Origin of the sequence: Streptomyces lacaronensis (genome assembly GCF_047337785.1) — a bacterium.
Taxonomy (GTDB): Bacteria; Actinomycetota; Actinomycetes; order Streptomycetales; family Streptomycetaceae; genus Streptomyces; species Streptomyces lycopersici.
Genome location: NZ_JBLHDK010000003.1, coordinates 8,419,691 through 8,440,748, shown reverse-complemented (window position 1 = coordinate 8,440,748; position 21,058 = coordinate 8,419,691). Strand labels below are relative to the sequence as shown.

At 72.5% G+C, this 21,058-nt stretch carries 17 protein-coding genes; 6 read left to right on the top strand and 11 right to left on the bottom strand.

Annotated features, from left to right (window positions below; all coding sequences use genetic code 11):
- Positions 1–53: 53 nt before the first annotated feature.
- From murD to rsmH, 8 genes are all read right to left on the bottom strand, one after another.
- Complete coding sequence (gene murD, locus ACMTAK_RS36280; RefSeq protein ID WP_413810079.1) at positions 54–1,517, bottom strand: UDP-N-acetylmuramoyl-L-alanine--D-glutamate ligase; 1,464 nt, start codon at positions 1,515–1,517, stop codon at positions 54–56.
- Complete coding sequence (gene mraY / locus ACMTAK_RS36275; RefSeq protein ID WP_044582076.1) at positions 1,502–2,569, bottom strand: phospho-N-acetylmuramoyl-pentapeptide-transferase; 1,068 nt, start codon at positions 2,567–2,569, stop codon at positions 1,502–1,504. The genes murD and mraY overlap by 16 nt, the downstream gene beginning before the upstream one ends.
- An 8-nt stretch (positions 2,570–2,577) precedes the next feature.
- A complete protein-coding gene (locus ACMTAK_RS36270; protein ID WP_413810078.1) occupies positions 2,578–4,008 on the bottom strand; it encodes a UDP-N-acetylmuramoyl-tripeptide--D-alanyl-D-alanine ligase in 1,431 nt (476 codons plus the stop codon).
- A 62-nt stretch (positions 4,009–4,070) separates the two neighbouring features.
- Positions 4,071–5,831, bottom strand: a complete 1,761-nt coding sequence (locus tag ACMTAK_RS36265; protein WP_413810077.1) for a UDP-N-acetylmuramoyl-L-alanyl-D-glutamate--2,6-diaminopimelate ligase — start codon at positions 5,829–5,831, stop codon at positions 4,071–4,073.
- Between the two features lie 12 nt (positions 5,832–5,843).
- On the bottom strand, positions 5,844–7,832 hold the full coding sequence (locus ACMTAK_RS36260; RefSeq protein ID WP_413810076.1) for a peptidoglycan D,D-transpeptidase FtsI family protein: 1,989 nt from the start codon (positions 7,830–7,832) through the stop codon (positions 5,844–5,846).
- Positions 7,829–7,963, bottom strand: a complete 135-nt coding sequence (locus ACMTAK_RS36255) for a hypothetical protein (RefSeq protein WP_413810075.1) — start codon at positions 7,961–7,963, stop codon at positions 7,829–7,831. The genes ACMTAK_RS36260 and ACMTAK_RS36255 overlap by 4 nt, the downstream gene beginning before the upstream one ends.
- An 8-nt stretch (positions 7,964–7,971) precedes the next feature.
- Positions 7,972–8,553: a cell division protein FtsL gene (locus ACMTAK_RS36250; protein WP_413810074.1), complete on the bottom strand. Its 582-nt coding sequence runs from the start codon at positions 8,551–8,553 to the stop codon at positions 7,972–7,974.
- Complete coding sequence (gene rsmH / locus ACMTAK_RS36245) at positions 8,550–9,512, bottom strand: 16S rRNA (cytosine(1402)-N(4))-methyltransferase RsmH (protein WP_413810073.1); 963 nt, start codon at positions 9,510–9,512, stop codon at positions 8,550–8,552. Before rsmH ends, ACMTAK_RS36250 begins: the two co-directional genes overlap by 4 nt.
- A gap of 409 nt (positions 9,513–9,921) precedes the next feature.
- Here rsmH and ACMTAK_RS36240 point away from each other — a divergent pair, with 409 nt between their 5' ends.
- The 4 genes from ACMTAK_RS36240 (at position 9,922) to ACMTAK_RS36225 (ending at position 15,565) form a co-directional block, all read left to right on the top strand.
- The gene (locus ACMTAK_RS36240; RefSeq protein WP_413810072.1) at positions 9,922–10,476 is read left to right on the top strand and encodes a beta-class carbonic anhydrase; all 555 of its coding nucleotides are present in this window, start codon (positions 9,922–9,924) and stop codon (positions 10,474–10,476) included.
- A gap of 219 nt (positions 10,477–10,695) precedes the next feature.
- Positions 10,696–11,748: an AAA family ATPase gene (locus ACMTAK_RS36235; RefSeq protein WP_413810071.1), complete on the top strand. Its 1,053-nt coding sequence runs from the start codon at positions 10,696–10,698 to the stop codon at positions 11,746–11,748.
- Positions 11,748–13,136, top strand: a complete 1,389-nt coding sequence (locus tag ACMTAK_RS36230; protein ID WP_413810070.1) for a DUF58 domain-containing protein — start codon at positions 11,748–11,750, stop codon at positions 13,134–13,136. Before ACMTAK_RS36235 ends, ACMTAK_RS36230 begins: the two co-directional genes overlap by 1 nt.
- A complete protein-coding gene (locus ACMTAK_RS36225) occupies positions 13,133–15,565 on the top strand; it encodes a transglutaminase TgpA family protein (protein ID WP_413810069.1) in 2,433 nt (810 codons plus the stop codon). The genes ACMTAK_RS36230 and ACMTAK_RS36225 overlap by 4 nt, the downstream gene beginning before the upstream one ends.
- Positions 15,566–15,711: 146 nt before the next feature.
- Here the strand turns inward: ACMTAK_RS36225 and ACMTAK_RS36220 are convergent, their stop codons facing one another.
- The 3 genes from ACMTAK_RS36220 to ACMTAK_RS36210 all read right to left on the bottom strand — a co-directional run bounded on the left by ACMTAK_RS36220 (position 15,712) and on the right by ACMTAK_RS36210 (position 17,937).
- A complete protein-coding gene (locus ACMTAK_RS36220) occupies positions 15,712–16,104 on the bottom strand; it encodes a DUF3040 domain-containing protein (protein WP_030831620.1) in 393 nt (130 codons plus the stop codon).
- Positions 16,105–16,375: 271 nt separating this feature from the next.
- A complete protein-coding gene (locus ACMTAK_RS36215; RefSeq protein ID WP_198277192.1) occupies positions 16,376–17,158 on the bottom strand; it encodes a methyltransferase in 783 nt (260 codons plus the stop codon).
- A 248-nt stretch (positions 17,159–17,406) separates the two neighbouring features.
- Positions 17,407–17,937: an SAV_6107 family HEPN domain-containing protein gene (locus tag ACMTAK_RS36210; RefSeq protein WP_164431912.1), complete on the bottom strand. Its 531-nt coding sequence runs from the start codon at positions 17,935–17,937 to the stop codon at positions 17,407–17,409.
- Between the two features lie 193 nt (positions 17,938–18,130).
- On the opposite strand from ACMTAK_RS36210, the gene ACMTAK_RS36205 reads away from it, so the two are divergent.
- Positions 18,131–18,976: an ATP-binding cassette domain-containing protein gene (locus ACMTAK_RS36205; protein ID WP_413810068.1), complete on the top strand. Its 846-nt coding sequence runs from the start codon at positions 18,131–18,133 to the stop codon at positions 18,974–18,976.
- Positions 18,948–21,032: a YhgE/Pip family protein gene (locus tag ACMTAK_RS36200; protein ID WP_413810067.1), complete on the top strand. Its 2,085-nt coding sequence runs from the start codon at positions 18,948–18,950 to the stop codon at positions 21,030–21,032. The genes ACMTAK_RS36205 and ACMTAK_RS36200 overlap by 29 nt, the downstream gene beginning before the upstream one ends.
- Positions 21,033–21,058 lie beyond the last annotated feature (26 nt).

Sequence of the window (21,058 nt, the reverse complement as noted above, 5' to 3'; positions counted from 1 at the left end):
TCGTATCCCCTCCGGTTTCCCCGCGCGGGCGGTCCTCGCGGGGGACCGGCGGGCTACTGATCGTCCGGGACCCGGCCGGAGGCCAGGTCATGAACCGCCGCGGCGAAGGCGTCGCCCCGCTTGTTGTAGTTGGTGAACATGTCCATCGAGGCACAGGCCGGGGCCATCAGGACGGTATCGCCCGGCCGGGCGAGCCGCGCCGCTTCGCGCACAGCCGCAGCCATCGCCCCAGTGTCGGTCCGGTCGAGGTCCACGACCGGGACATCTGCTGCGTGTCGCGCGAGCGCTTCCCGGATCAGGGCGCGGTCGGCGCCGATCAGCACCACGCCGCGCAGCCGCTCGGCCGCCGTAAGGACGAGCTCGTCGAAGGTGGCCCCCTTGGCGAGGCCGCCCGCGATCCACACGATGTGCTCATAGGCGCCCAACGACGCCTCCGCGGCATGGGTGTTGGTCGCCTTGGAGTCGTCGACGTAGGCCACGCCGTCGACGTCCGCCACATGCTCCACCCGGTGCGGGTCGGGCCGGAAGGCGCGCAGGCCGTCCCGTACGGCCGTCGGCGGGACGCCGTAGGCGCGGGCCAGGGCGGCCGCCGCGAGGGCGTTGGCGATGTTGTGCGGGGCCGGCGGGTTCACGTCGGAGACCTCGGCGAGCTCCTGCGCCTGCTTCTGCCGGTCCGTCACGAAGGCCCGGTCGACGAGGATGTCCTCCACGACGCCGAGCTGGGAGGGGCCCGGGGTGCCGAGAGTGAAGCCGATCGCCCGGCAGCCCTCCTCGACGTCGGCCGCGCGCACCAGGTCCTCGGTGGCGGGGTCGGCCACGTTGTAGACGCAGGCCACCTGGTTGCCCTCGTAGATCCGGCCCTTGTCGGCCGCGTAGGCCGCCATGGAGCCGTGCCAGTCGAGGTGGTCGGGGGCGAGGTTGAGCACCGCCCCGGAGTGGGCGCGCAGCGAGGGCGCCCAGTGCAGCTGGTAGCTGGAGAGCTCGACGGCCAGCACGTCGTACGGCTCGTCGCCCAGCACGATGTCCAGGAGCGAGACGCCGATGTTGCCGACGGCGGCGGTGCGCAGCCCGGCCGCCTCCAGGATGGCCGCCAGCATCCTTACGGTGGTCGTCTTGCCGTTGGTGCCGGTGACCGCGAGCCAGGGCGGGGCGTCCTCCCCGCGCAGCCGCCACGCCAGCTCCACATCGCCCCAGATGGGCACGCCCGCCTCGGCGGCGGCCAGGAAGAGCGGGCTGGTGGGCTTCCAGCCGGGGGTGGTCACGATCAGCTCGGTGCCGTCGGGAAGGGTCTCCCCGTCGCCGAGGCGGACCGTGATGCCCAGCGGCTCCAGCTCGGCCGCCTGGGCGCGCTGCGATTCGCCGTCGCTGCCGTTGACCACGGTCACCGAGGCCCCGAGGCCCCGCAGCGCACGCGCTGCGGGGACCCCGGAGACGCCGAGTCCGGCGACGGTGACCTGCCGTCCGGCGAGGCCGGACACGTCGAGGGAGGCGGCGCCCGACGTCACGAGGCCCGCCACCCCGCGTAGAAGAGGCCGAGGCCGACGATCACGCACATGCCCTGGATGATCCAGAACCGGACCACCACAAGGACTTCGCTCCACCCCTTGAGTTCGAAGTGGTGCTGGAGCGGTGCCATCCGGAAGACCCGTCGCCCGGTCGTCCGGAAGGAGCCGACCTGGATGACCACGGACATGGTGATCAGGACGAACAGACCGCCGAGGAGGGCCAGCAGCAGCTCCGTACGGGAGCAGATGGCGAGGCCGGCGAGCGCGCCGCCGAGCGCGAGCGAACCGGTGTCACCCATGAAGATCTTGGCGGGTGAGGTGTTCCACCACAGGAAGCCGAAGCACGCGCCCATCAGGGCGGAGGCGACGACGGCCAGATCGAGCGGGTCGCGGACCTCGAAACAGGACGCCGGGTTGGTGAGGGTCTCCGCGTTGGCGCAGGACTCCTGGTACTGCCAGACGCCGATGAAGGTGTAGGCGCCGAAGACCATCACGGAGGCGCCGGTGGCCAGACCGTCGAGACCGTCGGTGAGGTTCACGCCGTTCGACATCGCCAGGATCATGAACAGCGCCCAGATCGCGAAGATCACCGGGCCGAAGGACCAGCCGAAGTCCTGGACGAAGGAGAGCCGGTCGGAGGCGGGGGTCTGCTGGCGCGCGTCGGCGAAGTTCAGTGCGAGGATCGCGAAGGCGATACCGACGATCAGCTGACCGGCCATCTTGGCCTTGGCCCGCAGGCCCAGGCTGCGCTGCTTGACGATCTTGATGTAGTCGTCGAGGAAGCCGACCAGGCCCATGCCCGCGAACAGGAAGAGCACCAGCACACCCGAGAAGGTCGGCTGGCTGCCCGTGATCACCTTCGCCAGGGCGTAGGCGATCAGCGTGGCCAGGATGAAGGAGATTCCGCCCATCGTGGGCGTGCCCTGCTTGCTGCCGTGGGTGCGCGGGCCGTCGTCCCGGATGAACTGGCCGTAGCCCTTGCGCGCCAACAGCTTGATCAGCAGCGGGGTGCCGATCAGGGTCAGAAAGAGCCCGATGGCTCCCGAGAAGAGGATCTGCCTCATGCCACCCATTAGTGGATGCCCTCACCCTCGCCCTCGAGCAACGCCTGCGCGACCTGCTCCAGCCCCACCGACCTGGATGCCTTCACCAACACGACGTCCCCCGGTCGCAGCTCGCTGCGCAGCAGATCGACCGCTGCCCGCACGTCGGACACGTGCACCGACTCCTCACCCCACGAACCCTCGTTCTTGGCGCCCATGTCCAGCCAGGCGGCCTCCTGGCCGCCGACCGCCACGAGCTTGCTGACGTTGAGCCGGACGGCCAGCCGCCCGACCGCGTCGTGCTCGGCCAGTGACTCCTCGCCCAGCTCGGCCATCGGGCCGAGCACCGCCCACGTGCGACGCCCCGGTGTGACAGCGCCCATGGCGACCAGCGCGCGCAGCGCTGCTCGCATGGACTCGGGGTTCGCGTTGTAGGCGTCGTTGACGACCGTCACGCCGTCCGAGCGCTCGGTGACCTCCATCCGCCAGCGGGAGAGCTGCCCCGCCTCGGAGAGCGCCACGGCGATCTCGTCGACGGACATGCCCAACTCGTGGGCGACGGCGGCCGCGGCGAGCGCGTTCGACACGTGGTGCTCACCGTACAGGCGCATGGTCACTTCGCTGCACCCGGTAGGGGTTTGAAGCGTGAAGGCGGGACGGCCGCCGTCGGCGAGCCGGACATTCCCGGCACGCACATCGGCGTCCTCGGCCTCGCCGAACAGGACGGTACGGGCCTTGGTGCGCGACGCCATGGCGCGCACGAAGGGATCGTCGGCGTTGAGCACCGCCACCCCGCCCTCCACTGCGGACGGCAGGGCCTCCACGAGCTCGCCCTTGGCCTCGGCGATCTGCTCCCGGCCGCCGAACTCCCCGATATGGGCGGTGCCGACGTTGAGCACGAGTCCGATACGGGGCGGGGTGAGTTCCGCCAGATACCGGATGTGGCCCTTACCGCGGGCGCCCATCTCCAGCACCAGGTGCTGGGTGGCCTGGTCGGCACTCATCGCGGTGAGCGGCAGGCCGATCTCGTTGTTGAGCGAGCCCGGCGTCCATACGGTGGGGCCGCGGCGCTGGAGCAGCTGGGCGATGAGGTCCTTGGTGCTCGTCTTGCCGGCGGAGCCGGTGAGGGCGACCACGGTGGTGCCCAGGCGCTCCACGACGGCGCGCGCGAGCGCTCCCATGGCGGCGATGACGTCGGGGACGACGATCGCCGGTACGGGGGCGTCCGGGGTGCCGACGGGGCGGGCGGCCAGGACCGCCGCGGCGCCCGCCTCGACCGCGCCCCTGGCGAAGTCGTGGCCGTCCACGCGCTCCCCGGGGAGCGCGGCGAAGAGGCTGCCGGGCCGCACCTCGCGGGAGTCGATCACGACAGGGCCCGTGACCTTCAGGTCCGGGTCCGGTATGTCGTGCGGCTGTCCACCGACTAGGCCGGCGATCTCGGTGAGGGACAGTGCGATCACTGATCACCTCCGGCCGTGCGGGAGAGCTGCCTGGAGGGGGCTGGTGCGCGCATGGCGGTCTGTCATCCCTGGTCGTGTAGGTGTTTGTCCCGGTGCTGTGGGCTCGCCTCGGGGCGCGTGGCATCGCGCCTGTGGGCTCGCTCACTGAGCTCGATGGCTTCGCGGAGTACCTGGCGGTCGTCGAAGGCCCGGATCACGCCCGCGATGTCCTGGCCCAGCTCGTGGCCCTTGCCCGCCACGATGACGGTGTCACCCGGCTCGGCGCGGGCGACGGCGGCCGCGATGGCGTTGGCCCGGTCCTCCTCGACCAGCACATCACCGCGCTCATGGGCCGGCACCTCTGCGGCGCCCGCGAGCATGGCGGCGAGGATCGCGAGCGGGTCCTCGGAGCGGGGGTTGTCGGAGGTGAGGACGGCCGTGTCGGCGTACCGGGCCACCGCGGCGCCCATGGGGCCGCGCTTGAGCCGGTCGCGGTCACCGCCGCAGCCGAGGACGGCGTGCAGCTTGCCGTCGGTCACCTTACGGAGGGCACGCAGCACCGACTCCACGGCGTCGGTCTTGTGGGCGTAGTCGACGACCGCGAGGTAGGGCTGGCCCACGTCGACCCGCTCCAGCCGGCCCGGTACGCCGGGGACGGCGGCGACGCCGTCGGCGGCCGTCTGCGGGTCGATCCCGGCGACGGCGAGCGCGACTACGGCGGCGAGCGCGTTGGCCACGTTGAAGGGGCCCGGGAGGGGCGCGGCGGCCCGTACGGACTCACCGTTCGGGCCGACGGCGGTGAAGGTCGAGCCGAGCGGGCCCACCTCGACGTCCGCGGCGCGCCAGTGGGCGTCGGGGTGGCCCTCGGCGGAGAAGGTGGTGACGGGCACCTCGGACTGCTCGATCAGTCGGCGGCCGTACTCGTCGTCGTAGTTGATCACTCCGAGGCGGCTGCGGGCCTTGGTGAACAGCTGGGCCTTGGCCTGGAAGTAGTCCTCCATACCGGAGTGGAATTCCATGTGCTCCGGGCTGAGGTTGTTGAAGACCGCGACGTCGAAGACGCAGCCGTCGACGCGGCCGAGGACCAGGGCGTGGCTGGAGACCTCCATGACGACCGAGCGGACCTCGCGCTCCCGCATCACCGCGAACAGGGCCTGGAGGTCGGTGGCCTCGGGGGTGGTGCGCTCGGACTTGATGCGCTCGTCGCCGATCCGCATCTCCACGGTGCCGATGAGACCCGTAAGGCCGCCGTCGTGCTTCGCGGCGGCCTTGAGGCCGCCTTCGATGAGATACGCGGTCGTGGTCTTGCCGGAGGTGCCGGTGATGCCGATCTGGAGCAGGTCGTGACCCGGGTCGCCGTAGATCGTGGCGGCCAGCGCGCCCATCCGGCCGCGCGGGTTGTCCACCGCGAGGACCGGCAGGCCGGTGGCGGCGGCGCGCTCGGCGCCGGCCGGGTCGGTCAGCACCGCGACCGCGCCGAGGTCGGCGGCCTGGGCGGCGAAGTCCGCGCCGTGGAGGCGGGCACCGGCCAGCGCGGCGTACACATCGCCGGGGCGCACGGCCCGCGAGTCATGGGTGATCCCGGTGACCGCGGCCCCTTCCGAGGCTTCGGGGGCTTCGACGCCCAGCTGATCCGCCAGCTCCGCCAGCGGGATCGGGCGGACCTGGAGAGGGCGGGGCGCTCCCGGGTATTCCACAGAAACGTCCTTCTGAGGGGTTTGGGACTGATCAGCGTGGGGCACGGCGGTGAGCGTACCCGGGACACCCGCTCCCCCGCGAAATGAGGCGGCGGTGCGGGGCCGTACCGGACCGTGGTTCCCGGAGTCCGGCGTGATCGTCATCACTGCTGGGCCCGCTCACTGGCCCGGGTTGTAGCTCACCGGGAGCCGTTTGGGCTGCTTCCCGGAGGGCGGGACCTGCAAGGCCTTGAGGCCGAACTCCATGACCTTCTTGTAGACCGGTCCGCAGACCTGACCGCCGAAGTAGCTGCCCTTGGTCGGGTTCTGAACGGCACAGTAGACCGTCAGCCGAGGTTTGTCGGCCGGGGCGAAGCCGGCGAAGGACGCGGTGTAGCCGCGGTAGCGGCCGGTCTTGGGGTCCACCCGGTTGGAGGTGCCGGTCTTGCCCGCGACAAGATAGCCCGGGATCTTCGCCTTGACGCCGGTGCCCTGCTGATCGTCGACGACCGACTCCAGCATCTCGGCGAGCGTCTTGGCGGTCTCCTTACTGACGACACGGGTCTTCTTGGGGGCGGGCGCCGCGGTGAAGTCGCCGCCGGGCCCCCTGGCGCCGCGGATGATGGTGGGCGCGATGCGCTCGCCCCCGTTGGCGATGGTGGAGTACACCGAGGCCGCCTGGATGGCGTTGAGCGAAAGCCCCTGGCCGAAGGGGATGGTGTACTGCTGCGAGGCGCTCCAGTCCTGCGGCTTGGCCAGGATGCCCGGGGTCTCGCCGGGGAAGCCGAGCCCGGTGGGCTGGCCGATCCCGAACTTGCGCAGGTAGGAGTAGAGGATCTGGTTCTTCTGCCGCTTGGTCTTGGCCAGCTGCTCCGTGGCGAGGATCGTGCCGATGTTGCTGGACTTGGCGAGCACGCCGTTGAGCGTGAGGTACCAGGTCGGATGGTCGATGTCGTCGGCGAAGGCCCGGTCGGCCCGCGGCAGCCGGTTGGGGACCACCACATGGGTGTTCCAGCGCGCCACGCCCTCCTGGAGGACGGCGGCCATGGACATCAGCTTGCTGACGCTGCCGGGCTCGTAGGCGTCGGAGACCGCGGCGTTGCCCAGGGCGTCGGCGTCCGTGGTGGTGATGTCGTTGGGGTCGAAGCCGGGGGCGTTGGCCATGGCCAGCAGCTGTCCGGTGCGGGTGTCCTGGACGATGACGTAGCCGCGGTCGGCCCCGGACTTGCGCACCTGGTCGGCGATGGCGCTCTGGGCGGCCCACTGGATGTCCCGGTCGATGGTCAGCTCGTAGTCGCTGCCGGGGACCGCGGGCTGCTCCCTGACGTCGCCGGTGGGCACCTGGTGGCCGCCGGACTGGGCGTAGACGCGCTTGCCGTCCTTGCCCGCGAGCTTCTTGTCGAGCTGCTGCTCGAGCCCGGCGGAGCCGCGTCCGTCGGCGTCCACGAATCCCAGGATCCCGGCGGCGAGGTCCCCGTTCGGATAGACCCGCTTGCTGTGCGCCTCGCGGTTGACCCCGGCCAGGACATTGGCGCCCTTGCCCTTGGCCGCCGCGTCGTCCAGGGCGCTCTTCAGGTCCTTGATCTGGTTCCAGACCTGCGGGGACTGCTGCCGGGCGAGCACGACGTACTGCGACCTGGGGTTGTCGGTGAGCTTCTGCTCCAGGTCCGCCTGGTCCTTGCCGAGGATCGGCGCGAGCAGGGCCGCGGCCTGGCGGGGCGCGTCGTGGGACTTGGCCGTCTTGGGCGTGAGGAGGTCGGGGGCGGCGGTGATGTCGTAGGCGTCCACCGTGGTCGCCAGGTCGACACCATTGCGGTCGGTGATGGAGCCGCGCTCGGCGGACAGCTTCACCGGGATGTAGCGGTTGACGTTGGCCTTGGCCGCGTAGGCGCTGGCGTCGACGGCCTGCACCTGGAGCAGCCGTACGACGAAGACCAGCATGACCAGGGTGAGGCCGAGGCTGATCAGCCGCAGTCGGGGACGCGGGCTGCCCAGCCGCAGCTGCTGGGGAGCGCCGGGATGGGGACGCGGGGCCGGACGGCCGGACGGTCCGCCCTGACCCCGGCGCTCGCCGGGGCGCCGCGCCGGGTCCTGGCGCGGGCGGCGGTCACCGCGCGGACCGGCCGGGCCGGGCACCCCGCGGCGGCGGGGGTCCTGGGGCGCGCTCACGCGAGGGCCGCCCTCGGCTCGGTGGCCGCCTTCGGGTCGCCGACCGCCCTCGGGCCGGTGGCCGTCCACCGGGCGTGGGTGGTCGCCCGCGCGGGCGGGGTGGGCTGGGCGCAGGCTGGGGATCGCGTCACCGTGTCACCTACTGAGGGGCCGGGGTGGAGTTCGCGGAGGCGGAGGCGGAGGTGGATACGGAGGCGGAGGGGCCGGTGGCCAGCCCGTACGGGGGCACCGAGGCCGTGGCGGACGGCGGCGTCGGCGGCGCGAGGGCGGACGGAGTGGGCGACGCCTCGGACAGGACGGGCGACGCCTCGGACGGCGTGGTGCCGAGCGCGGGCGGCAGCACCCGGCCGGGTCCGCCCAGCACCGAGGGCTGCCCCGTGGCCGGGGCGGGCACCCCGCTGACCGAGCCGTCCGGGTTGAGGAAGGCGGGGGTGCCGCCGGGCACCATTCCCAGCTCCCGGGCGCGCCGCTCGAGCTCGCCGGGCGCGGAGAGCTTGTCCACGTCCTGCTGGAGGGCCTGGCGCTCGTCGGTGAGCTCCTTGGTCTGCTTCTCCAGTCTGGTGAGCTCGAACGACCCCTGGTTGAGGGAGGAGTTCAGCAGGAGCAGCGCGATCAGGCCGGAGCCGAGCAGGACCACGACGAGCAGCACGAAGGGCGTGCGCCTGGCCGTGGTGGCGCCCGGCGCCGGCCGTCCTTTCGGGCCCGTCCCCCGCGCGCTCATGGGGCGACCTCTTCCCGGATGCGCTCCGCCCCCCGGAACCGCGCCGGGGCGGCCCGGCGGTTCTCGGCGATCTCCTCCTCGGTGGGCAGCTCCGCACCACGGGTGAGCAGCTTCAGCCGGGGCTGGTACTGCTCGGGGACGACCGGCAGCCCCGGGGGCGCCGTATTGCCGGCACCGGCCGCGAGCACCTGCTTGACCAGGCGGTCCTCCAGCGAGTGATACGACAGCACGGCGATCCGCCCGCCGACCGCGAGCGCCCTTACGGCCGCCGGGATGGCCCGCTCCAGGACCGCGAGCTCGCCGTTGACCTCGATCCGCAGCGCCTGGAAGGTGCGCTTGGCCGGATTGCCGCCGGTGCGCTTGGCGGCCTGCGGCAGCGCATCGCGGATCAGCTCGACGAGCCGGGCGCTGTTGGTGAACGGCTCCTTGGCGCGCTCCCGCACCACCGCGTCCACGATCTTCTTGGCGAACTTCTCCTCGCCGTACGTCCGCAGGATGCGCACCAGGTCGCCCGGCGGATAGGTGTTGAGCACCTCAGCCGCGCTGACTCCGGTGGTCTGGTCCATCCTCATGTCCAGCGGGGCGTCCTGGGCGTAGGCGAAACCGCGCCCGGCCTCGTCCAGCTGCATGGACGACACACCGAGGTCGAAGAGGATCGCCTGGACGCGCGGGACGCCGAGCCGGTCGAGGACCTCGGGCAGCTCGTCGTAGACCGCGTGGACCAGCGTCGCCCGATCGCCGTAAGGGGCGAGCCGCTCTCCGGCGAGCCGCAGTGCGGACGGGTCGCGGTCCAGGGCGATCAGCCGGGCCTCGGGGAAGTCGCGCAGCAGCGCCTCGCTGTGGCCGCCGAGGCCCAGGGTGCAGTCGACCACGACCGCGCCGGGCTGGGCGAGAGCGGGGGCCAGCATGTCCAGGCAGCGCTGGAGCATGACGGGAACATGGAGAGCGTTGCTGCTCATTGCGCTGCTCGTGCGCCCTTCTGAGGATCGGGCGAGGATGATACGCACCGCCGGGTCCCCGCCCGCTCTGAAGGGGAAGTGGCCTACTGGCGCCGGGGAAGTGACGTCAGGCGACCGGAGCGGGAGGAGGCCGAGGGGTGCGTACGCACCGCGCTCACGCGAAATTCCGGGATCCGAGGGGAGCGTCACGCCTCCCACTTCGCGCCACTTTAGTCCACTCGTCCCTTCGGTCAACCAACCGGCCTGCGCGTCCCGCCCCGGGGGTGGTTTCCCCTCCCCCGGGCACCGGACCGCGGGGCGCGGGGGGTTGTGGATTGCCTCACATCACCCCTTCGGCCCACCCCGTTGCCCTCGTTTGCCCTACCTAAAGAGAAGACAAAATTTCCTGGTGAGGGGTAGCGTCGTCATCATGTCGATATCAGCGCCGCAGCCGAACCCGTCCACCGACCGCGACGCCCGCACGGGAGACACGGTCACCGACAGCCTTGTGGAGGCCAACCGCAGTTACGCCGAGAAATTCACCGACCCGGGGATGGACGCGCGGCCGGTGCGGCGCGTCGCCATCGTCGCGTGCATGGACGCCCGTCTGGACCTGCACGAGGCACTCGGCCTGGAGTTGGGCGACTGCCACACCATTCGCAACGCGGGCGGTGTGGTCACCGACGACATCATCCGGTCCCTGACCATCAGCCAGCGGGCCCTCGGGACCCGCAGCGTCGTGCTCATCCACCACACCGGCTGCGGTCTGCTGACCCTCACCGAGGACTTCCGGCACGAGCTGGAGGAGGAGGTGGGACAGCGGCCGTCGTGGGCGGTCGAGGCGTTCAAGGACCTCGACGCCGACGTCCGCCAGTCGATGGAGCGGGTGCGCACCTCGCCGTTCCTGGTGCACACCGACGACGTCCGCGGCTTTGTCTTCGACGTGACGACGGGTCTGCTGCGGGAGGTCACGCCACGGACGTGAGGGTGCTGGAGATACGGAAGGGATTCAGCACTCGAACTCGTACAAGCGTGACAAATAACCCCGGGTTATCCACAGCCGAGTGACGCGAGGCCGCGGAGACCGCAAGAATGCATAGGTGACATCGTCCCCCGCAACCACGCGGGGGTCCGATGTCAGCGTTTGCGGTGGGCCGGTCCGTTCCGAGGGCAACGGCCCTGAGAACGGGCCGAGGAGGGCCGGGTGACGACCTATGACGAGCGAGCGAGCCTCAGCGATCTGACCACCACAGCGGATCGGATCCGCAGGTCGGTGGAGGGTGTGATCGAGGGCAAGCCCGAGGTCGTACGGCTTTCGCTGACCGTGCTGCTCGCCGAGGGGCATCTGCTGATCGAGGACGTCCCGGGCGTGGGCAAGACGATGCTGGCCAAGGCGCTCGCCCGGTCCATCGACTGCTCCGTGCGGCGGATCCAGTTCACCCCGGACCTGCTGCCGTCCGACATCACCGGCGTGAGCATCTTCGACCAGCAGCGCAAGGAGTTCGAGTTCAAGCCGGGCGCCATCTTCGCCCAGATCGTGATCGGCGACGAGATCAACCGCGCCTCGCCCAAGACCCAGTCCGCGCTCCTGGAGTCGATGGAAGAGCGTCAGGTCACCATCGACGGGGAGAGCTATGAGCTGCCCAACCCCTTCATGGTGGTGGCCACGCAGAACCCGGTCGAGATGGAGGGCACCTATCCGCTGCCCGAGGCGCAGCGCGACCGCTTCATGGTCCGTGTCTCCATCGGGTACCCCAGCCCGCAGGCCGAGCTCCAGATGCTGGACGTCCACGGCGGGGTCTCCCCGCTGGACGACCTGCAGCCCGTGGCGCACGCCCATGAGATCGTCAAGCTGATCGAGGCGGTGCGCTCGGTGCACGTCGCCGAGGCCGTCCGGCGTTACGCGGTGGACCTGGTGGCCGCCACCCGCAACCACCCCGATCTGCGGCTGGGGGCCTCGCCGCGCGCCACGCTGCATCTGCTGCGGGCCGCCAAGGCGTCGGCCGCGCTGGCCGGGCGGGACTTCGCGCTGCCGGACGATGTGCAGACCCTCGCCGTCGCGGTGCTGGCCCACCGGCTGCTGCCCACCGCGCAGGCCCAGCTGAACCGCCGCACCTCGGAGCAGGTCGTCGCGGACATCGTGCAGCGCACCCCGGTGCCCACCTCCACCCAGCGCGGTGCGGGCGGGATGCCCCCCATGCCGCCCATGCCCCCGGCCGACTTCGGGCGGCAGCAGCCGGGCGCGCGGAGGCTGTGATGGCCGCAGGGGGGACGGACATGGGCCCGGAGGGGCCCGGCGCCGGCGAGCAGCCGGGCGGGCTGCGGGCCGCCCTCGCCGGTCTGACCACCCGCGGCCGTTCCTTCCTGGCCGCCGGGGTGGCCGCCGCGGTGTGCAGCTATGTCCTGGGCCAGGCGGATCTGCTGCGGGTCGGGCTGCTGCTGGCCGCGCTGCCGCTGGTCTGCGTGGCCGTGGTCTACCGCACCCGGTACCGGGTGGCGGGCAGCCGACGGCTCGCGCCCGCGCGGGTGCCCGCGGGCTCCGAGGCCCGGGTGCACCTGCGGATGGACAATGTCTCGCGGCTGCCCACCGGGCTGCTGATGCTCCAGGACCGGGTGCCCTATGTGCTGGGGCCGCGCCCGAGGTTCGTACTGGACCGGGTGGAGCCGGGCGGCCGCCGCGAGGTCTCCTACCGGGTCCGCTCCGATCTGCGCGGCCGCTATCCGCTGGGCCCGCTCCAGCTGCGGCTGAGCGATCCGTTCGGGATGTGCGAGCTCACCCGCGCCTTCAGCGCCTACGACACGCTCACGGTGGTGCCCCGCGTCGAGCCCCTGCCCCCGGTGCGCCTGACCGGCGAGGCCGCGGGGTACGGGGACGGGCGGCACCGCTCGCTGGCGCTGGCCGGCGAGGACGATGTCATCCCGCGCGGCTACCGCATAGGCGACGATCTGCGCAGGGTGCACTGGCGCTCCACCGCGCGCTACGGGGAGCTCATGGTCCGCCGGGAGGAGCAGCCGCAACGGGCCCACTGCACGGTGCTGCTGGACACCCGGCGCACCGCCCACTACGGCTCCGGGCCGGACTCGGCCTTCGAGTGGGCGGTCACCGGGGCGGCCTCGGCCGCGGTCCACCTGCTGGAGCGGGGCTATGCGGTCCGGCTGCTGACCGACACCGGAAGCTCGGTACCCGGCCCGGACGGCGGAGGCGGCTTCACCGGTTCCACCCATGACTCGGCGGAGACGGCCGGGCTGATGCTGGACACCCTCGCCGTGGTGGACCACTCCGACGGCGGAGGGCTCTCGCCCGCCTATGAGGTGCTGCGCGGCGGCGGTGAGGGGCTGCTGGTGGCCTTCCTGGGCGATCTGGACGAGGAGCAGGCGGCGATGGCCGCCCGGATGCGGCACCGCACCACGGCCGCGGTGGCCTTTGTGCTGGACGGCGCCGCCTGGTCGCGCGGGGCGGAGCTCGGCAGCACACAGGAGCTGGAGGACCGGCTGCGGCGGCTGCGCGAGGCGGGGTGGACGGCGCTGCCGGTCGGCCCCGGCGCCTCGCTGACGCAGCTGTGGCGGCAGGCCGACGCCCAGGGCGCCACCCGGGCGGACGCCGGAAGCCGCGCGGGCGGCGGCATGACAGGGAGCTGGACATGAGTGGAAGCGTTCGGCTCGCGATATGTGCGGCGCTGGCCACAGTGGCGGCGGCCTGTGCGCTGCTGCCGCTGGTGGATCCGGCGAGCTGGCTGTTGCAGGCCGTCCTGTTGCTGACGGTCCAGAGCGCCGCGGGCGTGGTGGCCCGCCGGGTGCCGCTGGCCCGCCCGCTGACGCTGGCCGTGCAAGGCCTGGTGACGCTGCTGCTGCTCACCCTGGTCTTCGCGCACGACCAGGCGCTGGGCGGGCTGCTGCCGAGCCCGCAGGCGCTCCACGAGTTCTCGCTGCTGCTCCGCGACGGCGCCGACGACGTGGGGCAGTACGCGATCCCCGCGCCGCTCACCGACGGCATCCGGCTGATGCTCGTGGGCGGGGTGCTGGTGATCGGCCTGGTGGTCGACGCGCTCGCGGTCACGTACCGCAGCGCGGCCCCCGCCGGGCTTCCGCTGCTCGCGCTCTACTCGGTCGCGGCCGGTCTGTCCGACGACGGGAGCGACTGGCTGTGGTTCCTGCTGGCGGCGGCCGGCTATCTGCTGCTGCTCCTGGCCGAGGGCCGGGACCGGCTGTCCCAGTGGGGCCGGGTGTTCAGCGGCGGAGCCCCGCATCCGGCGGGTATGCCACCCTCAGGCCTGGCCGGGGCCGGAGGCAGCCCGGCGCTCGCCCCGGTCCGCACCGGCCGCAGGATCGGCGTGCTGGCGCTCGGCATCGCGCTCGCGGTGCCCGCGGTGCTGCCGTCCCTGGACGGCGGGCTGCTGGACCGGCAGGGCGGCAACGGCGGGGCGGGCAGCGGCGGCGGCACGATCTCGGCGGTCAATCCGCTGGTGTCGCTCCAGGACAGCCTGAACCAGCCGGAGAACAAGGAGGTGCTCCGCTATCGCACCTCCTCGCAGACCACCCAGGACCTCTATCTGCGGATCGTGGCGCTGGACCGGTTCGACGGCACCTCATGGAAGTCGTCCGAGCGGCATGTCACCGATGTGCCCAGTCAGCTCCCCTCGCCCGCCGGGCTCGGCCCCTCGGTCCGGGTCTCCTCGATCGACACCTCGATCTCGGCCGCAGACTGGTACGCGCAGAACTGGCTGCCCCTCCCCTACCCCGCCTCCAAGGTCGAGATCGACGGGCGCTGGCGCTATGAGCCGGAGGGCCGCACGCTGGTCGGCGACCGGGGCCAGACCACCCGGGGCGCGCGCTACCGGGTCACCAGCCTGCTGGTGGAGCCGACGGCCGACCAGCTGGCGGCCGCCCCGGCACCGCCCTCCCGGCTGCGGAGCGAGTACACCGAGGTGCCGGACTCATTGCCGTCCGTGGTGGCCCGTACGGCACGGGAGGTGACCGCCGGCGCGGCGAACGCGTACGAGAAGGCGGTCAAGCTCCAGGACTGGTTCGCGGTGAGCGGAGGATTCCGTTACGACACCCAGGTGCAGTCCGGCAGCGGCTCGGCCGCCATCGTCCGGTTCCTGAAGCAGAAGGAGGGCTTCTGCGTCCACTTCTCCTTCTCGATGGCGGCGATGGCCCGGACGCTGGGCATTCCGGCGCGGGTCGCGGTCGGGTTCACCCCCGGCACCGCCCAGGCGGACGGCTCGGTGTCGGTGGGCCTGAAGGACGCGCACGCCTGGCCGGAGCTGTACTTCGAGGGCGTGGGCTGGACCCGTTTCGAGCCCACCCCGAGCCGGGGCACCCAGCCCGACTACACGATGGAGCAGACGCCCTCGGGCACCCCGACCGACGAGCCCACGACCGAGCCCACCGAGACCTCCGAGCCGACGGCCGCGCCGACCGCGTCCGACAGCTGCCCCCCGGACATGAAGAAGCTGGGCACCTGTGGCGGCGCCGCGGCCCAGCAGCCGGACGACGGCGCCTCGGGCGGGGGCTGGTCGGCCACCAAGGTCACCAGCTGGAGTTCGCTGGCGGTGCTGCTGGCCGTGGTGCCCCTGCTGCCCATGCTGTGGCGGCGGCGGATACGGACCCGCAGACTGAACGGCTCGGGCGGGCGCACCGAGCAGGACGCCGCCGACCGGGTGCTCGCCGCATGGCGTGAACTCACCGACTCGGCCTGGGACTTCGGCGTACTGCCGGACGACTCGCTGACCTCGCGCAGAGCGGTGGCCCGGATGGTGCGGATCGCCGGGCTCGACGACGAACCGGCCCGGGCGGCGCAGCGGGTGGCCGAGGCGGTCGAGCAGGTGCTGTACGCACCGCGGCCGCGCCCGGTCACGGGCGTCGCGGACGACGTCCGGCTGGTGCTGGCCGGATTCCGGGCCACGGCGGGGCGGCGGGAGCGGCTGCGGGCGCTGCTGGCCCCGCGGTCCGCGGCCCAGCTGGCGTGGGCGGCGGGACAGCGCTGGTCGGCGCTGGTGGAGCGGTGGGGGACGCCCCGCTGGGCCCGCTGGGCCTCCCAGCTCCGGGCCCCGCGCGGCCAGCAGGAGAACTGATCCCCGGGCGGCCCTGAGCGCCTGCGTGAGCCCCCGCGCATGGCGCGGGGCCCGACGCATGGCGCGGGGGCCCGAAGAAGCACACCGCACGGCTGAGGGGCGGTCGCCAGTCGGCGACCGCCCCTCAACCGCTCATCCGTGAATTCTCAGTGGCCCTGCTCATCACGACGCCGCTGCCACCGCTCCTCGATGCGTGTCATCATCGAGCGGCGCTGACGGCCCTGACGACGGGGAGCCGCCCCGCCACCACGCTGTGCCTCGCCGGGTTTGGGGGCCTTGCGCCAACCGGTCACCGCGAGCACCGCGCATCCCAGCATGATCAGGAAGCCCACCACGCTGATCCAGATCTGGGGAACGATCACCCCGACCATGAGGAGTGCGATGCCCACCAGAAAACCCGCGACCGCCTGGTAGACCCGTCGCCGGGTGTACGTTCGCAGGCCGCTTCCCTCAAGCGCTGTCGCGAACTTGGGATCTTCGGCGTACAGCGCTCGCTCCATTTGCTCGAGCATGCGCTGCTCGTGCTCCGAGAGCGGCACGGAGTCCTCCTACTCGTCGGTCGCGGGGGGCGACCGGGTGCGACCCTTTCAGGATAGGCAGGGAATCGCCCCCGTGAAACCCGCCCCTCAACGCCAATTCGCCCACCCCTTCGGGCGTGGCGAAAGTTGACGCTGAGACGTCCATTCCCCTCCCGCCGATTGGCCATGCCGGACGGTGTACCCCGATCATACGGCGCCAGGCGGCCGATCGGGTCTGCTGTGGCCGACTCCACCTGCGCCGCCCGTCGTCGGATGGGGCGGGAGGAGCGCTCTAGTCCCGCTCGGCGAGAACGTGCAGCTGAGTGGCGACGGAGCGGAAGGCGGGCAGCTCGGCGGCGGCCTCCTCCAGCTGCAACAGGGCGTCCAGCGCCCCGGGCTCGGTGTCCACGAGCACTCCGGGGACAAGATCGGCGAAGACCCGCACCCCGTGCACCGCGGCGATCTCCAGACCGGCAGCGCGCACCAGCCCGGACAGCTGGTCCTCGGTGAAGCGGCGCGGCATCGGGTCCCCGGAGCCCCAGCGGCCCTCGGGGTCGGTAAGCGCTTGCCGGGCCTCGGTGAAGTGACCGGCCAGGGCGCGGGCCAGCACGGCGCCGCCCAGGCCCGCGGCGAGCACGCTGAGGGTCCCGGCCGGGCGCAGGGCCGCCGCCGCGTTCCGCAGGCCCTCGGCGGGATCGTCCACGTACTCCAGGACGCCATGGCAGAGCACCACGTCGTAACCGCCGCGCTCGACCACGTCGAACAGCCCGTGGGCATCGCCCTGGACCCCGCGCACCCGGTCGGCGACCCCGGCCTCGGCGGCCCGCCGCTCCAGCGCGAACAGCGCGTTCGGACTCGGGTCGACCACGGTGACGCGGTGACCGAGGCGGGCCACGGGGACGGCGAAATTGCCGCTGCCGCCGCCGGTGTCCAGGACGTCCAGCGCGCCGTGCACGGCCTCGCCCCCGGCGGGCTCCCGGCCCGTGGCCTTGGCCCGCCGTTCCAGGGCGTCTTTCAGGACCTCCCAGACCACGGCGGTACGGAGGGACGCACGGGGGCGCTGCGGGTCTGACACGGCGGGTGGCTCCTCGGCGCGGTGCCGCCACTGCCCGGAGGCGGTGACGACGGCTTGCTGAACGTCGGCGCTCCCAGCCTATTGCCTCCGTGGGGCGGGCGACGCCGAGGCGGCCAGCGGACCGGCGTCACACGGATACCGGCCCCCAGCGGACCCCGACCGCCCCCTCGGTACCCGACCGCCCACGCGCGGTACCCGACCGCCCACGCCCCTATCGGACCGCCCCCGCGCCGATACCGGGCCGCCCCTCAGGCCCCCGGCGGGCCCGGCTCGTCGTCCGGCCTCTGGTGGGGCAGGGCTGGCTGCAGCATCAGCATGCGCTCCACCAGGCGCAGGAACATCGCGGTGGCGCGCAGCAGATCGTCCGCGTCCCGCGGGCTCGCGGCGCCCTGTATCCCCGCCTCGGCGCGGGCCCGGCGCTCGGCGCCGGAGGCGAACAGGGCGCTCCACTCGGTCAGTTCGGGAGCGACCTCGGGCAGCACCTCCCAGGCGCTGCGGATCCGGGCGCGGCGGCGTGCGGTGGGCTCGGGGCGGCCGCGCACGGCGAGCACGGCGGCGGCCGTGCGCAGGGCGGCCAGATGCGCGGTCGCAAAGCGCTCGTTGGGGGTCTCGAGCGCGGCGGCCTCCTCCAGCCCCTCATGGGCCTGGGTGAGCAGGGCCGCGGCGGCGGGCGGGGCGGACGCGCGGCGCAGCACGGGGTGGACATCGCTCGCGGGACCGGTCAACGAGGGGGCAGGGGCGGCGGCACGGTGCCGGCGCGCTGCGGCGGTACTGGCCATGACGAACCTCCTGTCGTCGCGTGGTGGCCGCTCGTGTGGTAAAGCGACCGCCGTATGGGGCCATCGTGGGGCACACCACTGACAATCGGCCCTGACCAGCGCGAACGCCCCCGGTGCCACGCCTCGTCCGGCCATGCCCCATACTGGTTTTTGCACTGACCAGTCAGTTCAAAAATGCAAGGAAGTGATCTGTGTGGGGGGCACCCCAGAAACGGAGACCGGGGCGGCGGTGACGGCCGAGGGGCTCGGCGTCAGGGCGTCGCACGGCTGGGCGTTCCGCGGTGCCGACGTCGCCGCCGACCCGGGTGCGCTGATCGCCGTCGAGGGCCCGTCGGGCTCGGGCCGCACCTCCCTGCTGCTCACGCTCACCGGCCGGATGCGCCCCACCGAGGGATACGGCCATGTCGGTGGCTTCCGAGTGCCCCAACAAATGGCGCGCATACGCCGGATCAGCGCGCTCGCGCATGTGCCGGGCGTCACCGAGCTCGACCCGGTGCTCACGGTCGCCGAGCATCTGCGCGAGCGGGCCCTGCTGCGGCGCCGGTTCGCCGACTCCCCGCGCGGGCTGCTGCGCCCGCGCCGGGAGCGGGCCGCCGCGTCCCGGGCCGCGATCGACGCCGCCCTTACGGCCGCCGGGCTGGACCTCGACACGCTGCCCAAGGGGCCGCGTACGGCCGTACGGGACCTGGAGCGGCTGGAGGCACTGCGGCTGTCGATCGCGCTCGCGCTCATCGCCCGGCCGCGGCTGCTGGCCGTCGACGACGCCGACCTGAAGCTCTCGGACGACGATCGCGAGCGGGCCTGGGCGCTGCTGCGGGAGATCGCGGCGGACGGCACCACGGTCCTCGCGGTGTGCAGCCAGGCTCCGCGCGGCGCGGTCGTGGTCCGCACCGCGCGCACCAGCGCCGCCGAGAACGGCGAGAGCGGCGCGAGGGCCCGCCGGAACCAGAAGGCCGACGCGCCCGCCACCGACGAACACGCACACGACGAGAACGAGGAGGGGTCGGCGGATGCGCTCGCCGAAACTCGCCGCGCTTGAGCTGAAGCGGTTCGGAAGGGGCAAGCTGCCGCGCGCGGCGCTCGCCGCCCTGCTCCTGCTGCCGCTGCTCTACGGCGCGCTGTACCTGTGGTCCTTCTGGGATCCGTACGGCAAGCTGAACAAGATCCCGGTCGCCCTCGTCAACTCGGACACCGGCGCCACCGTGAAGGGCGAGCACCTCACCGCGGGCGACGACATCACCGACAAGCTGCTCGGCAGCGATACCTTCGACTGGCACCCCACGAGCGCCGCCGAGGCCCGTAAGGGCGTCGCGAACGGCACGTACTACCTCTCGCTGACCGTTCCCCCGGACTTCAGCCGGCACATCGCCTCCAGTTCCGGGAAGTCCCCGGAGACCGGCGCCCTCAAGGTGCGCACCAACGACGCCAACAACTACATCGTCGGCCAGATCTCCCGCTCGGTCTTCTCCGAGGTGCGCGCCGCGGCCTCCTCCAAGGCGTCCCGCGGCTTCTACGACAACATCTTCATCTCCTTCGCCGACATCCACGGCGAGACGGAGAAGGCCGCCAACAGCGCCGACAAGCTCGGTAAGGGCATCGGCAAGGCCAAGAAGGGCGCGGACGACCTCGCCAAGGGCCTGGCCAAGGCCAAGGAGGGCAGTCGCGATCTGAAGTCCGGGCTCGGCACGCTCTACAAGGGCTCCGGGACGCTCGAGACCGGCGCGGGCGGGGTCGCCGACGGCACCCAGTCCCTGTCCGACAAGGTCAACGGCGTGGCGGCCAAGGTCCGCCCGTTCCTCAAGGAGCACGGCAAGGAGATCGGGGACATCTCCCAACTGGTCGCCGACGCCTCCCAGAAGGCGTCCGACAACCTCGACACCCTGCCCGAGAAGACCTCCACGGCGGCCACCAAGGCCCGTAAGGCGTCCGACGACCTCGCCGCCGACTACCGGACCCGCTGCGAGGGCGCGGTGCCCACCGACCCGGACTGCCCCGCGCTGAAGAAGTCGGTGGCGGCGGCCGACACCGCCGCCGATGTGGCCGAGGACGTCAACAAGCTGGTCAAGGACCACACCGGCCAACTCGACACCCTCGGCGGCCATCTGGACGATCTGCACGACCAGGCGCTCTGGCTCGCGCACAACGCCCCGCACCTGGACACCGACCTCGACTCCGCCGTACGGAAGGTCAACACTCTCAACTCCGGGGCGCGGAAGGTCGCCAAGGGCGCCGGAACCCTGCACACCGGGCTGGGCACCGCCAAGACCGGCGCCTCCGACCTCGACAGTGGCGTCGGTAAGGCGCGCGGCGGCGCGGACGCCCTGGGCGGCGGGATGTACCGGCTCGTGGACGGCTCCGGGAAGCTCTCCGGCGGTCTGCACGACGGCGCGGCCAAGATCCCCGACTACGGCAAGCAGGACCGGGACGCCCGTACGCAGGTGATGTCGGATCCGGTGCGGCTGGTCAACCAGGCGCTGCACAAGGCGCCCAACTACGGCACGGGCTTCGCCCCGTACTTCATCCCGCTCTCCCTGTGGGTCGGCGCGATGGTGGCCTACATGCTGATCCAGCCGCTCAACGGGCGCGCGCTGGCGGCGGGCGCATCCTCCTGGCGGATCGCGTTCGCGGGCTGGCTCCCGGTCGCCGCGATCGGTGTGCTCCAGACGGCGGCCCTGATGGCGGTGTTGCACTGGGCGATCGGCCTCGAGATGGTGCGGGCCGCGGGCACGCTCGGCTTCCTGATGCTGGTGACGGCCTGTTTCGCGGCGATCGTGCAGTGGCTGAACGCCCGCTTCGGACCGGCCGGCCGGATCCTGGTACTGGCCCTGCTGATGCTCCAGCTGACCTCGGCGGGCGGCACCTATCCGGTGCAGACCAGTCCGCGCTTCTTCAACGCCATCCACCCCTTCCTGCCGATGACCTACGTGGTGGACGGGTTGCGCCGGCTGATCACCGGCGGCGGACTCGGACCGGTGTGGCTGGCCTGCGGAGTGCTCCTCGGATTCACCGCGGCCGCCCTGGCGCTCACCGCGTGGTCGGCGCGGCGCCGGCAGGTGTGGACGGTGGACCGGCTGCACCCGGAGCTGAGCCTGTGAGCGGGATAACATCGACAGCGGGCAGA

Bases quoted from the DNA above. Each gene is read 5' to 3' on its own strand.
- mraY (WP_044582076.1), bottom strand. From the start codon at position 2,569: ATGAGGCAGATCCTCTTCTCGGGAGCCATCGGGCTCTTTCTGACCCTG.
- ACMTAK_RS36250 (WP_413810074.1), bottom strand. From the start codon at position 8,553: ATGAGCGCGCGGGGGACGGGCCCGAAAGGACGGCCGGCGCCGGGCGCC.
- rsmH (WP_413810073.1), bottom strand. From the start codon at position 9,512: ATGAGCAGCAACGCTCTCCATGTTCCCGTCATGCTCCAGCGCTGCCTG.
- ACMTAK_RS36240 (WP_413810072.1), top strand. From the start codon at position 9,922: ATGTCGATATCAGCGCCGCAGCCGAACCCGTCCACCGACCGCGACGCC.
- ACMTAK_RS36230 (WP_413810070.1), top strand. From the start codon at position 11,748: ATGGCCGCAGGGGGGACGGACATGGGCCCGGAGGGGCCCGGCGCCGGC.
- ACMTAK_RS36225 (WP_413810069.1), top strand. From the start codon at position 13,133: ATGAGTGGAAGCGTTCGGCTCGCGATATGTGCGGCGCTGGCCACAGTG.
- ACMTAK_RS36210 (WP_164431912.1), bottom strand. From the start codon at position 17,937: ATGGCCAGTACCGCCGCAGCGCGCCGGCACCGTGCCGCCGCCCCTGCC.
- ACMTAK_RS36200 (WP_413810067.1), top strand. From the start codon at position 18,948: ATGCGCTCGCCGAAACTCGCCGCGCTTGAGCTGAAGCGGTTCGGAAGG.